At 72.5% G+C, this 13,463-nt stretch carries 11 protein-coding genes; 5 read left to right on the top strand and 6 right to left on the bottom strand.

Going from position 1 to position 13,463, the window contains the following annotated elements; genetic code table 11:
- Window positions 1–170: 170 nt before the first annotated feature.
- Genes AC1DE0_RS08380 through AC1DE0_RS08365 form a run of 4 tightly spaced genes read right to left on the bottom strand, consistent with a single transcriptional unit; the run spans window position 171 to window position 3,722 of the window.
- Complete coding sequence (locus tag AC1DE0_RS08380) at window positions 171–902, bottom strand: glycosyltransferase family 2 protein (RefSeq protein WP_478099191.1); 732 nt, start codon at window positions 900–902, stop codon at window positions 171–173.
- Window positions 903–915: 13 nt separating this feature from the next.
- Complete coding sequence (locus AC1DE0_RS08375; protein WP_478099189.1) at window positions 916–1,803, bottom strand: DUF5926 family protein; 888 nt, start codon at window positions 1,801–1,803, stop codon at window positions 916–918.
- A gap of 28 nt (window positions 1,804–1,831) precedes the next feature.
- Window positions 1,832–3,277: an LLM class flavin-dependent oxidoreductase gene (locus AC1DE0_RS08370; protein ID WP_478099187.1), complete on the bottom strand. Its 1,446-nt coding sequence runs from the start codon at window positions 3,275–3,277 to the stop codon at window positions 1,832–1,834.
- A gap of 10 nt (window positions 3,278–3,287) precedes the next feature.
- The gene (locus AC1DE0_RS08365) at window positions 3,288–3,722 is read right to left on the bottom strand and encodes an ATP-binding protein (protein ID WP_478099184.1); all 435 of its coding nucleotides are present in this window, start codon (window positions 3,720–3,722) and stop codon (window positions 3,288–3,290) included.
- A gap of 379 nt (window positions 3,723–4,101) precedes the next feature.
- On the opposite strand from AC1DE0_RS08365, the gene AC1DE0_RS08360 reads away from it, so the two are divergent.
- The 4 genes from AC1DE0_RS08360 to AC1DE0_RS08345 all read left to right on the top strand — a co-directional run bounded on the left by AC1DE0_RS08360 (window position 4,102) and on the right by AC1DE0_RS08345 (window position 8,521).
- On the top strand, window positions 4,102–4,812 hold the full coding sequence (locus AC1DE0_RS08360) for a PadR family transcriptional regulator (RefSeq protein ID WP_478099181.1): 711 nt from the start codon (window positions 4,102–4,104) through the stop codon (window positions 4,810–4,812).
- A 165-nt stretch (window positions 4,813–4,977) separates the two neighbouring features.
- The gene (locus AC1DE0_RS08355; protein ID WP_478099179.1) at window positions 4,978–6,486 is read left to right on the top strand and encodes a cobyric acid synthase; all 1,509 of its coding nucleotides are present in this window, start codon (window positions 4,978–4,980) and stop codon (window positions 6,484–6,486) included.
- Window positions 6,483–7,859 (top strand): precorrin-6A synthase (deacetylating), encoded by a 1,377-nt coding sequence (gene cobF, locus AC1DE0_RS08350; RefSeq protein WP_478099177.1) that lies wholly within the window; start codon window positions 6,483–6,485, stop codon window positions 7,857–7,859. The genes AC1DE0_RS08355 and cobF overlap by 4 nt, the downstream gene beginning before the upstream one ends.
- Window positions 7,860–7,885: 26 nt before the next feature.
- Window positions 7,886–8,521 carry a hypothetical protein gene (locus AC1DE0_RS08345; protein ID WP_478099176.1) on the top strand — a complete coding sequence of 212 codons (636 nt, stop codon included), beginning with the start codon at window positions 7,886–7,888 and terminating at the stop codon, window positions 8,519–8,521.
- A gap of 4 nt (window positions 8,522–8,525) precedes the next feature.
- Here the strand turns inward: AC1DE0_RS08345 and AC1DE0_RS08340 are convergent, their stop codons facing one another.
- On the bottom strand, window positions 8,526–9,101 hold the full coding sequence (locus AC1DE0_RS08340; protein ID WP_478099175.1) for a dienelactone hydrolase family protein: 576 nt from the start codon (window positions 9,099–9,101) through the stop codon (window positions 8,526–8,528).
- Window positions 9,102–9,162: 61 nt separating this feature from the next.
- Here AC1DE0_RS08340 and AC1DE0_RS08335 point away from each other — a divergent pair, with 61 nt between their 5' ends.
- Complete coding sequence (locus tag AC1DE0_RS08335; RefSeq protein WP_478099173.1) at window positions 9,163–9,744, top strand: ArsR/SmtB family transcription factor; 582 nt, start codon at window positions 9,163–9,165, stop codon at window positions 9,742–9,744.
- On the opposite strand, the gene cobN is transcribed toward AC1DE0_RS08335, so the two are convergent.
- Entirely contained in the window at window positions 9,745–13,407 is a 3,663-nt protein-coding gene (cobN, locus tag AC1DE0_RS08330) for a cobaltochelatase subunit CobN (RefSeq protein ID WP_478099171.1), read from the bottom strand. It abuts the gene before it with no gap.
- Window positions 13,408–13,463: the final 56 nt, after the last annotated feature.

Below are 13,463 nucleotides of genomic sequence, written 5' to 3'. Positions count from 1 at the left end.
TGAGCTCGACGCGGGCGCCGCACGCCCAGCACGACCCTCCCCAGCGGCTACGTCACTGTTCCACGGGGCGCAACACTGACGTACGCGATCGCCCTAGTCACCTCCAGCGCGACCCTCCCCAGCGGCTACGTCACTGTTCCACGGGGCGCAGCACTGACGTACTGAGCGCGTCAGCCGGGGCCCAGCCGGCGGCGCAGGCGCCGCACGCCCAGCGCCAGGGCGACGTCGCGGTACTGCGCGGCCCGGTGCACCTGTGAGCGCCAGTCGGTGCCGGTGACCCGGTGCTGCAAGTCGCAGGGCACCTCGACGACCCGCAGACCCGCGTCGAGCACGTCGACGGTCATCCCGACCTCGACGCCCCAGCCGCGGGCGAACGGCGTCGCGGCCTCGAGCGCCGCCGGTGACAGGCAGCGCATGCCCGACAACGGCTGGTTCGGAGACCAGCCGGTCAGCTCCTCGATGCCGCGGCGGGCCAGACCGACGACGAGCCCGTGACCGCCGGCGCTGCCACGCTGCACGGGCAGGTTCGCGATGGTGAGGTCGGCCTCGCCGCGTGAGACCGGGGCGACGAGGTCACCGACGGCGCCGGCGGAGGCCTCGAGATCAGCATCGACGAAGAGCACGGCCGTGTCGGCATCGAGCCGGCCCACGCGGCGCAGCCCGTTGACGCGACCGAGACCGCTCATCATCGCGTCGGCCTTGCCGTGGTTGCGCGCGTGGCGCACGACCTCGGCGCCCTCTCGGGCGGCGATCGCAGCCGTGCCGTCGTTCGACCCGTCGTCGACGACGACGACCGTGGCGACACCCGGGATGGTGCGCACGCCCCGGATCGTCTCCGCGATGCGGACCGACTCGTCCTTGGCCGGGATGACGACGGCGACGGAGAACGAGGCTGTCGTCATCGTCGCCCGCGCCTCAGCGGAGCGTGACCTGACGGTTGGTGAGTCCGGCCCGAGCGCCACGCTCTGCCGCGGTCAGCGTCTCGGTCGATGCAGCGGCGGCGTCGATACGCTTCTTCATCTCGGCCACAGGCTTCTCGAAGTCGGCGGCCTCGGAGCCGGGGTCGACCTCCCAGACGGGGATCAGCAGCCCGCTCGACCGAAAGCAACCGAGAAGGCGACCGTTGTCGCCGAGGTGGCTGTCGCCGGCGGCGTGCAGGCGGGCCAGGGCGCTGGTCGCGGTGTCCTCGTCGAACGGCAGCACCCAACGCACGTAGGTGCGCTCGCCGATGCGGCACCAGAATGCCGACGGCGCGGCGTCGAGCTTGAGGGTCGGGATCGCCGACTCGTTGGCGCGCTCGAGCGACTCCTTGCCCTCGGCGTCGAGATCGGCGTCGGCGACCCAGAAGTCGAAGCCTTCGTGCAGCTCCATCTCGAAGGGTGCGTCGAGGTCGAGGACGTCCTGCAGGCGCGGGGTGTCGGCCATCGACACGGGCAGCGCCGTGACGGGTGAGCCGGCGTCGGCGGCCGCAGCGAGCCCGATCGCCGCGGCGATGTCGCGGCTCGTGTCACCGCTGGCGTTGCCGGACTGGATGCCGACGAGCACCTCGCCGCTCTCGCGGTGCAGGCCGGGCCAGGCCAGCGGCAGCACCGTCGCGATCGTCACCTCGTCGGGGGCACCTTCGGGCGCCTGCCCCTCTGCGAAGCGCACCGTGGCGGTCGCGGCCGGGACGATCTCGCGCATCGCGACCCAGTCGGTCTCGTTGGGCAGTCCCTCGAAGGGGCGGGCCACGAACGGTGCCGGCTGCGGACGTGTGGAACGGTCGGTGCGCTCGGCGCGCGGTCGACGTGATGCCTTACCCATGCGCGCCACCCTAGTGGCCGCGGCCGGGTCAGCCGAACGCGGAGGCGAGCGGCGCGAGCGCGAACACGTCGTCGGCCGTCGCCAGCCCCACGGGCGCGACGAAAGCCGTGCCGACACCCCGCTCGGCAAGGCGTCCGAGGCGCTCGGCGTGCTCAGCCGCAGTGCCCGCGTGGTGCCGCGTCGCGAAGGCGGCGGCCGCGGTGCGTCCACGGTGCCGCTCGACGCGGGCCCACACGTCATCGCGGTCCAAGCCCACGAGCGGCAGGTCGAGCACCGTGGCATGCACCTCGGACAGGTCGCGCTCTTGGGCGCGCACCAGCTGGAGGTAGCGCTCGACCTTCGCCAGACCGGCCTCGTCGGAAGGAACGTTGCACCCGTCGCCGAGGCGGGCGGCGATCCGCAACGACCGGTCGCCCCCACCGCCGACGAGGATGGGGATGTGGCCGACCGGGCGCGGGTAGGACGTGGTCTCGGGAAGCGAGACGCGGCGTCCGGCATACGGCTTGGCGCCCGGCGCCCAGAGCGCCTGCATGAGCTCGATGCCACGTTCGAGCGCATCGAGCCGCTCTCTGCCAGAAGGGAACCCGAGGCCGTATGCCGTGTGCTCACGCTCCCACCAGCCCGCACCGACGCCCACGAACGCGCGCCCGCCGGACAGTGCCGAAAGGGTCGCGGCCGCCTTGGCGGTGATGCCTGGCTCGCGGAAGGTGATGGGTGTGACGAGGGTGCCGAGCTGCAGACGCGTCGTGGAGGCGGCGAGCGCCCCGAGGGTGACCCAGGGCTCCGGGATCGGGTCCCACGCGCGCCCCACCTGCGGGATCTGGATGAGGTGGTCCATGAGGGCGAGGCCCGCCAGACCTGCCGCCTCCGCAGCGCCGGCGACGTCGCGGAGCCACTGGAGCAGCTCGCCCTCCGCGGGGAAGCGCGAGAGCTGCAGCACGACCCCCCGCAGCCCCGTCCCCCGATCGAGAGAACGCTCCGTCACCACCTGGTCTCGCGAGGGCGCCGACGCCTCTGGGTCGACCCGCACCACCTGCCACCCCTCCGCGTCGAGCTCGTCCGCCGTCGTCGCGACCGAGGCGAGCTGGCTCGTGAGGACCCGCGCGGGGACCGGGCGGTCCCGTGCTGCGTTGCGCGACCGGCATACGGCGGCGGGGGTGTCGAGCACGACGGCGACGGCGGGCAGCCCTGCCGTGCGCGCCGCCCCCAACCAGCGATGCCGGCGGGTGGGGTCGGTGCCGAGGGTGTCGACGACGGTCGTCAGCCCGCGGCCCAGGCGGGCGGCGACCACCTGCTCGAGGAGGGCGAATGCTTCGGCTGACGCGTCGAGGTCGTGCTCTCCGCTGCCGACGATGCCGCGGAGCGCGTCGGACGAGACGATCTCGGCGGCCCGGTAGCGGGCGGCGGCCCAGGTCGACTTGCCCGAACCGGACGCGCCGACGAGGACGACGAGCGCCGGGTCGGGCAGCGTCACCTGCGGCGCGTCAGTGCGAGCGGCGGCGGGACGGGCCACCGAGCGAGGCCCAGACGGTGCGGCCGTGGGGCTCCTCGATGACACCCCACTCGTGAGCCAGGGAACGCACGATGCGCAGACCGCGACCACCGGGCGCCCACGTCGTCGGCGGGGCCGGACGCGGGGCGGTCGGGCCGCCGCCGTCGGAGACCTCGACCTCGACGACGTTGTTCTTGACCTTCCAGTGGATGCGGATCGCACCGTCGGCCAGCGGCCTGGCGTGGCGGATGGCGTTGGCGACGAGCTCGCTCACGACGATCTCGGCCTCGTCGATGACCTGGGACGGAAGCTCCCGCGCCAGAAGGTCCTCGACGAGCTCCTTTCGGATGCGCGGGGCCGCGGACGGCGCCCACTGGATGCGCACCGTGCGCTTCTCGCCCAGCGGCGTGGCGGGCACGTTGCTCATCGTGGATCTCCTTGCGATTGCGTCGGCTCTTCGGGCGTCCACACCGGTGCGTGACGCGGTGTGCACGCGAGGGCCGCTCCCCTGTGCGCTCGCCACGGTCAAGACCTCCTCACGGGCAATTCGCATGTCCCCGTCGTCGAACGCTAACCAAACCTGCGCCGTAGCTCAACGAACCTGTGACTTTTTCCCGCGCCCACGCTGCCGATCGGAGTGTATTCCGATGTCTAGCACACGGAGTAGATCGCCGCAGATGTCCTCATCGTTCACCCGTAGGCCCGAACGGGACGTCCTCAAGCCCTTGCTACCTGAACAGTCGCGATATATCGTCAACCTATCGCGACTGTTCGTGAGCCGCGTCTGAAGACAAGGAGAAACCACCATGCACGGACACCGACACACCAGACGAGAGTCCGGGTTCGACGGCGGCTGGGGCGGCGGCTGGGGCGGGCACGGCCCCGGCTTCGGCCCCGGCCGCGGACCCTGGGGTGGCCCCGGCGGCCCCGGCCCCGGAGGTCGCGGACGTCCCGGCCCGCCCCCGTGGGTCGCCGACCTCGTCCGCCACTTCGGCGGGCCCGGCTTCGGCCCCGACTTCGGCCCACGCCGCGGGCCCCGAGCCCGACGAGGCGACGTCCGCGCCGCCATCCTCGACGTCCTGGCGGGCGACGAGATGAACGGCTACCAGCTCATCCAGCAGATCTCCGAGCGCACCGGCGGCGCGTGGAAGCCGAGCCCCGGCTCGGTCTACCCCACCGTCCAGCAGCTCGAGGACGAAGGCCTCGTCGAGGGCCGCGACGTCGAGGGCCGGCGCCTGCTGCGCCTCACCGACGCCGGGCGCACCTACGTCGAGGAGAACGCCGAGGAGATGGCCGCCACCTGGCGCCCCTTCGAGGAGTCCGCCGAGGGCGAGGACGCACCGCAGCAGGAACAGCGCGGCGGCAGCGACCTCATGCCCATCGTCGGCCAGGTCATGGGCGCCATGTGGCAGATCGTCACGACGGGCACCTCACAGCAGCGCGCCGAGGCCGCCGAGATCCTCACCGAGACGCGGCGCAAGCTCTACCGCCTGCTCGCCGACGGCGACCCCGAGTGACCTGAGCCCGTACGCCGAGGGCCGCACCCCGGGCACGTTCAGTCGTGCTCGGGGTGCGCTGCCGTCTCGGGTGCAGCACGAAGAAGCCGAGGTCGCGGCCGCCCGCCCGCTGCTTAGCGTAGGACCCGGTGCCCGTCGCCGGAGCGGCTCCGGCAGGATGAGCGGATGGTCGTGCCGCCCCCCTCGTCCGCGTCGGCGGCCTCGGGCCTGCTCGTCGCCGGCACCTCGTCCGACGCGGGCAAGTCGGTCGTCGTCGCCGGCCTCTGCCGCGCGCTCGTGCGTCGCGGGCTGCGGGTCGCGCCGTTCAAGGCGCAGAACATGTCGAACAACTCGATGGTCTGCCTCGACGGCGGCGAGATCGGCCGGGCGCAGTGGCTCCAGGCCGTCGCCGCGCGGGTCGAGCCGACGACGGCGATGAACCCGGTGCTGCTCAAGCCCGGCACCGACCGCCGGTCGTTCATCGTCGTGCGGGGTGAGGCCGCCGGCACGCTCGAGGCCGGCCAGTATGCCGCCGGGCGCGGTCACCTGCGCGACGCGGCGTTCGGCGCCTACCGCGAGCTGGCCGACGCGTACGACCTCGTCGTCTGCGAGGGTGCCGGGTCGCCCGCGGAGGTCAACCTGCGTGCCGGCGACTACGTCAACATGGGCCTCGCGCGCGAGTTCGGGCTGCCCGTCGTGGTCGTCGGCGACATCGACCGCGGCGGCATCCTGGCCTCGCTCTACGGCACGTGGGCCCTGCTCGACGAGGACGACCGCGCCCTGCTGAAGTCCTTCGTCATCAACAAGTTCCGCGGTGACGTGGCGGTGCTCGAGCCCGGTCTCGACGAGATCACCGCCCGCACCGGCGTGCCCTTCCACGGGGTCATCCCGTGGCTGCTCGACGTGTGGCTCGACAGCGAGGACACCCTGGAGGTCGGGCACTGGCGCGCGTCGACCGCCCTGTCGGCGACCGCCCGCGACCGGCTCAAGGTGGCGGTGCTGCGCCTCCCCCGCATCTCCAACGCCACCGACGTCGATGCTCTCGCCGCCGAACCGGGCGTCGATGTGCTCGTCACGGTCGACCCGGCGGTCGCCGAGTCCGCCGACCTTCTCGTCATCCCCGGATCTCGTTCCACGGCAGCCGATCTCGCGTGGCTACGTGACCGCGGACTCGCCGACGTCGTGACCCGACGTGTGGCTGCCGGCCGGCCGGTGCTCGGGGTCTGTGGCGGCTACCAGATGCTCGGGCACGAGATCGACGACGACGTCGAGGGTCAGGTGGGCGTGGTGCCCGGCCTCGGGTTGCTGCCGGTGCGCGTCGAGTTCGGCGAGGCGAAGGTGCTCCGCCGCCCGACCGGCACGTGGGAGGACCACCTCGTCGACACCGCCTACGAGATCCACCACGGCATCGCGACCCGCACGGAGCCCGGGAACGCCCAGCCGTTCCTCGACGGCTGGTCGAGCGGCGCCGCGTGGGGGACGATGTGGCACGGGGCCTTCGAGAGCGACGGCTTCCGCCGGGCGTGGCTGTCGCACGTGGCGTCGGTCGCGGGGTCGCAGTGGCAGCCGCGGGCCGGCGCAGCGGGCTTCGCCGAGCGGCGCGAGCGCATGCTTGACACGCTCGCCGACGCCCTGGAGGAGCACGTCGACCTCGACGCCCTGCTCCACCTCACCCGCGCAGGAGGCGTTGCATGATCGGACGGATCCGCACCATCGGGATCGGCATGGGCAGTCCCGAGCACGTGACCGGTGAAGCAGCACAAGCCCTTTCGACGGTCGACGTCTTCCTCTTCGCCGACAAGGGCGGGCCGAAGACCGACCTCGTCGCGGCCCGGCAGCGGGTTTGCGACGCCCTCATCCCGGCCGACCATGCCTACCGCGTCGTCGAGGTGGCCGACCCGAAGCGAGGGCCGGACGCCGACCGCGACGACACGGCATACGGCCAGGGAGTGCTCGACTGGCACGCGGCGCGTGTCGACGCCTACGCGGACGTCATCGCCGGGCTCCGCGACGGCGAGACGACCGTCGGCTTCCTCGTGTGGGGCGACCCTGCGTTCTACGACTCGACGATCCGCGTCGTCGACGCCCTCGTCGAGCGGTACGCCGCAGCAGGTGTCGACGTCGAGCACGACGTCATCGCCGGCATCAGTGCACCGCAGCTGCTCGCTGCCCGACACCGCATCCCGCTCAACCGCATCGGCGCACCGATCCACGTCACGACCGGCCGGCGCCTCGTCGCCGAGTACGACCGAGCACTCGGCGATGTCGTGGTGATGCTCGACGGCGGGCTCGCGTGCGCAGGGCTGGCCGACGCGTTCCCCGACCTCGAGCTCTTCTGGGGCGCCTACCTCGGGTCGCCCGACGAGCTGCTCGTCCACGGGCGGCTGGTCGACGTGATCGACGAGGTGCAGCGGGTGCGTGCCGAGGCGCGAGAGCGGCACGGCTGGGTGATGGACACCTACCTCCTTCGCCAGCCGGCGGATGCACCCGCCGCGCCCCGGCCGCCCGGCTACCCCGAGACGGGCCCGCTGACCGACGGCGTCGTCACGGTGCGTCCCGTCAGCGTGGGCGACTGGGAGGTCGTGCGCGACGAGCACAACAACGAGGAGTCTCTTCGCTGGGACTTCTTCGGCGAGGCGTACACCGACGACGAGGCACGGCAGAAGGCCGCCCAGGCTCGACGGGAGTGGATGGCCGGGCGGGCGGCGCGCTTCGTCATCGTCGACGCGGCGACCGGTGAGGGCGCGGGCGTCATCGGCGTCATGCGGATGGGGCCGCCCGGCATCGGGCTCATCGGCTATGGCGTGTTGCCGGCGTTCCGCGGGCGTGGCTTCACCACCCGGGCCCTGAGACTCGTGTCGCGGTGGGCGTTCGAGTCCGCCGGCCTCTCGCGGCTCGAGCTCGGCCACAAGGCCGACAACATCGCCTCCGGCAAGGCCGCAGCGAAGGCAGGTTTCCGGGCCGAAGGCCGCCTGGCCCAGCGCCTCCCCAACCCCGACGGCACCCGCTCCGACGAGATCTACTACTCGCTCACGAGGGAGCAGCTGGACGCCGGGACCACCGACTGAGAGGCGTCGCGAGGTACGGTGCGCTCGTGGACAACGGGGGACATGACGTCACGGGGGCAGCCGGCGTCGTGACCGTGCCGGACGACCGGCCCCTACGTGCACGGCAACGGCGGTTGCGCCGCCCGGCCGCGTGGTCCCTTGGCCTGGGCGCCGCGTCACTCGTCCCGTTGTCCTGGGGCGCCTTCCGCCCGGAGTCCGAGCGCCTCGTGAGCTGGGGGACACTCACGAGCGGCGCGAGCATCGACGTCGCGCGGATCCTCTTCTTCGTCTCCGGCTGTCTCGCCTGCCTCTGGCTGGTCCGCCTGCAGTGGCTGCTCGCTCGAGCCGGGCGGGTGAGGTCCGTGGCAACCGACGGCGGCATCTGGATCATGTGGGCGATTCCGATCCTCCAATGGATCCTGCCCGCCTGGCGGATCTCACAGTGGGACAAGGCCATCCACGGGCGCCGATCCCTGACCGTGCTCGCCTGGGCGCTGGCGTGGTTGCCGTGCTCGGCCTTCATCCTCGGTTCGTCGGGTGACCGCACGGCCGTGCCCGACGCCGGAGAGGGCTGGCTGCATGTCGGGGTGTTCGTGGCGACATTCGCGCTGTGGGCGGCCTCGGTGGTGCACCTCACCCGCGGTGCGGAGGTCGTCTCCCACGCGAGCGGCATCGACGCGTAAGCCTCTACACGCGCGCCAGGAAGTCGAGCACGCGCTGTTGCGCGAGGGCGGCACTCGCGGGGTCGTACGCCGGCGCGCTGGCGTCGGCGAAGAGGTGGCCGCAGCCGGCATACGTGAAGAGCTCCCCGTCGTCGGCCGCCGCCACGACCTCGCGGGCCGCGTCGACGTCGCCCTCGTCCATGAAGAACTCGTCGGCCTCGCCGCCGTGCACCTGGACGGGCACACCGTCCGGCCAGTCGGGGGCGAACTCGCCGAGGGGGATGGCGGAGTCGAGCAGCACGGCGCCGCGGGCACCGGGTCGGGTCTGGGCGAGGCGCTGGGCAGCCATCACGCCCAGGGAGAAGCCGGCATACACGAGGGTGTCGGGCAGGCCGTCGGCCGAGGCGACGCCTTGGTCCTGCAGCTGCTGGAAGCCGATGGAGCGGGCGTTGGCCATGCCCTCGTCGAGCGTCGCGAAGCTCTGCCCCGCGTAGAGGTCGGGCGCGTGGACGGTGTGGCCGGCCGACCGCAGCGCGTCGGCGAAGGCGAGGAAGCCCGGGGTCTGGCCCAGCGCGTGGTGGAAGAGGAGGACGTCGGCCATGCTTGCTCCTGTGTTCGAAGGTTCCCACTTGTTTGATCCAACAATCTAGACTGATCCAACAATGTCGATCAATAGCCCGGGCACGCCCGACTACGACCTCCCCGACACCGTCGAGGTGAGGACGCCTGCCCAGCTGCGAGCGATCGCGGACCCGTTGCGCTCGTCCCTGCTGGACCTCACCCTCGAGCGCGCGGCGACGGTGTCGGAGCTCGCCACGGCGGTCGGGCGGCCCAAGAGCACCGTCGCCCACCACGTCGGAGTGCTTCTCGAGGCCGGGATGCTCCGGGTCGTGCGGACCCGGCGGGTGCGGGCCATCGACGAGCGCTTCTACGGCCGCACCGGCCGCACCATCAACGTCGGCGTCGTCCGACGGCCGGGCGACGAGACGACCCCGGTGTGCGTCAACTCGCTGTCGGTCGCGGCGGCCGAGTCGGTGCCCGCCCATGAGGACGACACGCTCTACTCGACGCTGCGCCACGTGCGCATCCCTCGCGAGAGCGCCTCCGAGTTCTGGCGGCGCGTCGAGGGCCTCGTCCGCGAGTTCACCTCGCTGCCGCGCGACGGCGAGACCGTCTACGGCTTCGCCGCCGGCCTCTACCCCACCGACCAGCCCGTCCTCCCCGAGCCTGACGAGAACGGCTGATCAGTCCTCGAGGTCGCCCTCGACGTCGAGGTAGACCTGCTGCAGCTCGGCGAGCAGCTCGGGATCCGGCTCGGCCCACAGGCCACGCTCGACGGCCTCGTGCAGCCGCTCGACCATGCCGTGCAGGGCCCAGGGGTTCGCGTGCCCGAGGAAGTCGCGGTTCTCCTTGTCGAGAACGTACGTCTGGGCGAGCTGCTCGTACATCCAGTCGGTGACGACGCCTGCGGTCGCGTCGAACCCGAAGAGGTAGTCGACGGTGGCCGCGAGCTCGAACGCACCCTTGTAACCGTGCTTGCGCATCGCTGCGATCCACCGCGGGTTGACGACTCGGGCGCGGAAGACGCGCGCCGTCTCCTCGGTGAGCGTGCGGGTGCGGACGGCGTCTGGTGTCGTCGAGTCGCCGACGTACGCCTTGGGCTCGCGCCCGGTCAGCGCACGGACGGTCGCGACCATGCCGCCGTGGTACTGGAAGTAGTCGTCGCTGTCGGCGATGTCGTGCTCGCGGGTGTCGATGTTCTTCGCGGCCACGTCCATGCGTGAGTACGTGCGCTCCATGTCGGCCCGAGCCGGTATGCCGTCGAGCTCGCGCCCGTAGGCGAAGCCACCCCACGTGGCGTAGACCTCCGCGAGGTCGGCGTCCGTGCGCCAGGTGCCCGACTCCACGAGCGGGAGGATGCCGGCGCCGTAGGAGCCCGGCTTGCTGCCGAAGATGCGGGTCGTCGCGCGACGGGCGTCACCGTGGTCGGCGAGGTCGGTGGCGACGTGGGCCCGGAGGTAGTTGTCGTCGGGGCCCTCGTCGAGGTCGGCGACAAGCCGCACCGCATCGTCGAGCATCGCGATGACGTGCGGGAAGGCGTCGCGGAAGAAGCCGGAGATGCGCACGGTGACGTCGACACGCGGACGGCCCAGCTCCGGGAGGGGGATCGCGTCGAGGCCGACGACGCGGCGGGACATCTCGTCCCAGCGCGGCCGGACGCCGATGAGCGAGAGCACCTCGGCGATGTCGTCGCCGGAGGTGCGCATGGCCGACGTGCCCCAGACCGACAGTCCGACCGAGCGAGGCCACTCGCCCGTGTCGGCGCGGTGCCGGGCCAGCAGGTCGTCGGCGAGGCGCTGGCCCGTCTCCCAGGCGAGCCGGCTCGGGATCGCCTTCGGGTCGACGGAGTAGAAGTTCCGACCGGTCGGCAGCACGTTGACGAGGCCGCGAAGTGGCGACCCGGACGGGCCGGCCGGCACGTAGCCGCCGTCGAGCGCGTGCAGCACGGCGTCGATCTCGCCCGTCGTCGCCCGCAGGCGCGGGACGACCTCGCGGCACGCGAAGGCCAGCGAACGGCATACGCCCTCGGTGTCGACGCCCGCGGCATCGCTGAGCTGGTCGCGCACGATCCCGGCGACCGCGTCGGCGTCCCAGTCGGCTTCGCCGAGGGCGGCCACGAGCGCTGTCGCCTGCGCCTCGGCGTGGTCGACGGACGAGCGCTCGGAAAGCCCCTCACTCAGACCGAGCGCCGTCCGCAACCCCGGCACGGCGCCCACGGCGCCGGCGAAGACCTGGTTGGCCCGCAGGATCGCGAGCACGAGGTTGGCGAGGCCCTCCCCCGCGGGGGCCTCGCCAAGGATGTGGAGGCCGTCCCGGATCTGGACGTCCTTGACCTCGCAGAGCCAGCCGTCGACGCGCATGACGAACTCGTCGAACTCGTCGTCGCCGGGGCGGTCGGTCAAGCCGAGGTCGTGGTGCATCTGGGCGGCCTGGATGAGGGTCCAGATCTCCGCGCGCAGCGCCGGCGCCTTGGCCGGGTCCATGACGGAGACGTTGCCGTACTCGTCGAGCAGCTGCTCGAGGCGGGCGATGTCGCCATAGGACTCGGCGCGGGCCATCGGCGGCACGAGGTGGTCGACGATCGTCGCGTGGGCGCGGCGCTTGGCCTGGCTGCCCTCACCCGGGTCGTTGACGAGGAACGGGTAGACCAGCGGGATCGCCCCGATGGTCGCGTCGGGGCCGCACGCGGCGGACAGCGCGAGGTTCTTGCCCGGGAGCCACTCGAGGTTGCCGTGCTTGCCCATGTGGACGACGGCGTGGGCGCCGAAATCCCTTGCGAGCCAGTCGTACACGGCGAGGTAGTGGTGCGTGGGCGGCAGGTCGGGGTCGTGGTAGATCGCGATCGGGTTCTCGCCGAAGCCGCGAGGCGGCTGGACGAGGATGACCACGTTGCCGGCGCGCAGGCTCGCGGCGACGAGCTCGCCGTCAGCGTCGGTGTGGCGGTCGACGAAGACCTCTCCCGGCGCCTCGCCCCAGTGCTTCGTGACGGCCGCGCGGAGCTCGTCGGGCAGCGACGCGAAGTGCTCGCGGTAGTGGGCGGCCGGGATGCGTACGGGCTGGCCGCTCAGTTGCTCCTGCGTGAGCCAGTCCTCGTCCTGCCCGCCGGCCTCGATGAGGGCGTGGATGAGCGCGTTGCCGGCGGTCGTGTCTGCGGTCTCGCCGTCGACCGGGTCGAGGGGGCCGGTGCCGGGGATCTCGCCGGGGGCGCCGAGGTCGTAGCCGGCGTCACGCATGGCGCGCAGCAGCCGGATGATCGAGACCGGCGTGTCGAGACCGACGGCGTTGCCGATGCGCGAGTGCTTCGACGGGTACGCCGACAGGACGATCGCGATGCGACGCTCGGCCGGCGGGGTGTGCCACAGCCGGGCGTGGTTGACGGCGAGCGCGGCCAGACGGGCACACCGCTCGGTGTCGGGCACGTAGTGCGGCAGCCCGTCGCCGTCGATCTCCTTGAAGGAGAACGCATTCGCGATGATGCGCCCGTCGAACTCGGGCACCGCCACCTGCGTGGCGACGTCGAGCGGGCTCATCCCGTCGTCGCTCGCCGCCCACTGCTCGCGGCTCCACGTGAGGCACAGCCCCTGGATGATCGGCACGTCGAGCGCGGCGAGCGCCTGCACGTCCCAGGCCTCGTCGTCCTCGCCCGCGCTCGCCGTGCCGGGCTTGGTGCCGCCGGCCGCGAGCACGGTCGTGACGAGCACGTCGTAGGCCGTGAGGTGCTCGAGCAGGTCGGCGGGGGCATCGCGCAGTGAGGACACGTGCACGGGCACGCCGATGCCTCCGGCCGCGTCGACGGCGTCGGCGAGGGCCTGGACGTAGGCGGTGTTCTCGGCGGCGAACTGGGCGCGGTAGAAGAGGATCCCAACGCGCGGGCGGGGGGCAGCGCCCGCGTCGTCGGACGTCGGGGTGGGTGCCGGGCGGTCGAGCACGCCCCAGACCGGGAGCGGCGCGGGCGGCTCGAAGCCCTCGCCCGTCATGAGCAGCGTGTCGCCGAGAAAGGCGTGCAGCTCGCGGAGGTTCGTGGCCCCGCCCTCGGCGAGGTAGCGGTGCGCCTCGGCGACGACGCCCGGAGCCACGGTCGAGAGGTCCATGAGCGAGGCGTTGGGGGTCTGCTCGCCCCCGAGGACGACCATCGGCTTGCGCGTCGCGCGGATGCGGCGGAAGCCCTCGCAGAGGTCCTGCGGGCCGCCGAGGATGCGGGCGACGACGATGTCAGCGGCCTCGATCGCGTCGGCCATCGAGGTGTGGCCGGGCCGTGACGGGTTGGCCAGCAGGTAGTCGGCGCCGCTGCCGCGGGCGCACAGCAGGTCGGTGTCAGACGTCGAGAGCAGCGCGATGCGCGTCACAGGGACTCCTCGGCGGGGTGTCCACGCCCCGCGGTCGAAAGGAAGGTGAGGCGCTG

The sequence above is a fragment of the Terrabacter sp. 05T424 genome (genome assembly GCF_056396225.1).
Note: the sequence above shows the minus strand (reverse complement) of the source record. Positions and strands in the feature narration are given on the sequence as shown.

Coding starts and splice junctions, on each gene's coding strand:
- AC1DE0_RS08335 (WP_478099173.1), top strand. CDS start 9,163: ATGTCGATCAATAGCCCGGGCACGCCCGACTACGACCTCCCCGACACC.
- AC1DE0_RS08380 (WP_478099191.1), bottom strand. CDS start 902: ATGACGACAGCCTCGTTCTCCGTCGCCGTCGTCATCCCGGCCAAGGAC.
- AC1DE0_RS08355 (WP_478099179.1), top strand. CDS start 4,978: ATGGTCGTGCCGCCCCCCTCGTCCGCGTCGGCGGCCTCGGGCCTGCTC.
- AC1DE0_RS08340 (WP_478099175.1), bottom strand. CDS start 9,101: ATGGCCGACGTCCTCCTCTTCCACCACGCGCTGGGCCAGACCCCGGGC.
- cobF (WP_478099177.1), top strand. CDS start 6,483: ATGATCGGACGGATCCGCACCATCGGGATCGGCATGGGCAGTCCCGAG.
- AC1DE0_RS08375 (WP_478099189.1), bottom strand. CDS start 1,803: ATGGGTAAGGCATCACGTCGACCGCGCGCCGAGCGCACCGACCGTTCC.
- AC1DE0_RS08360 (WP_478099181.1), top strand. CDS start 4,102: ATGCACGGACACCGACACACCAGACGAGAGTCCGGGTTCGACGGCGGC.
- AC1DE0_RS08365 (WP_478099184.1), bottom strand. CDS start 3,722: ATGAGCAACGTGCCCGCCACGCCGCTGGGCGAGAAGCGCACGGTGCGC.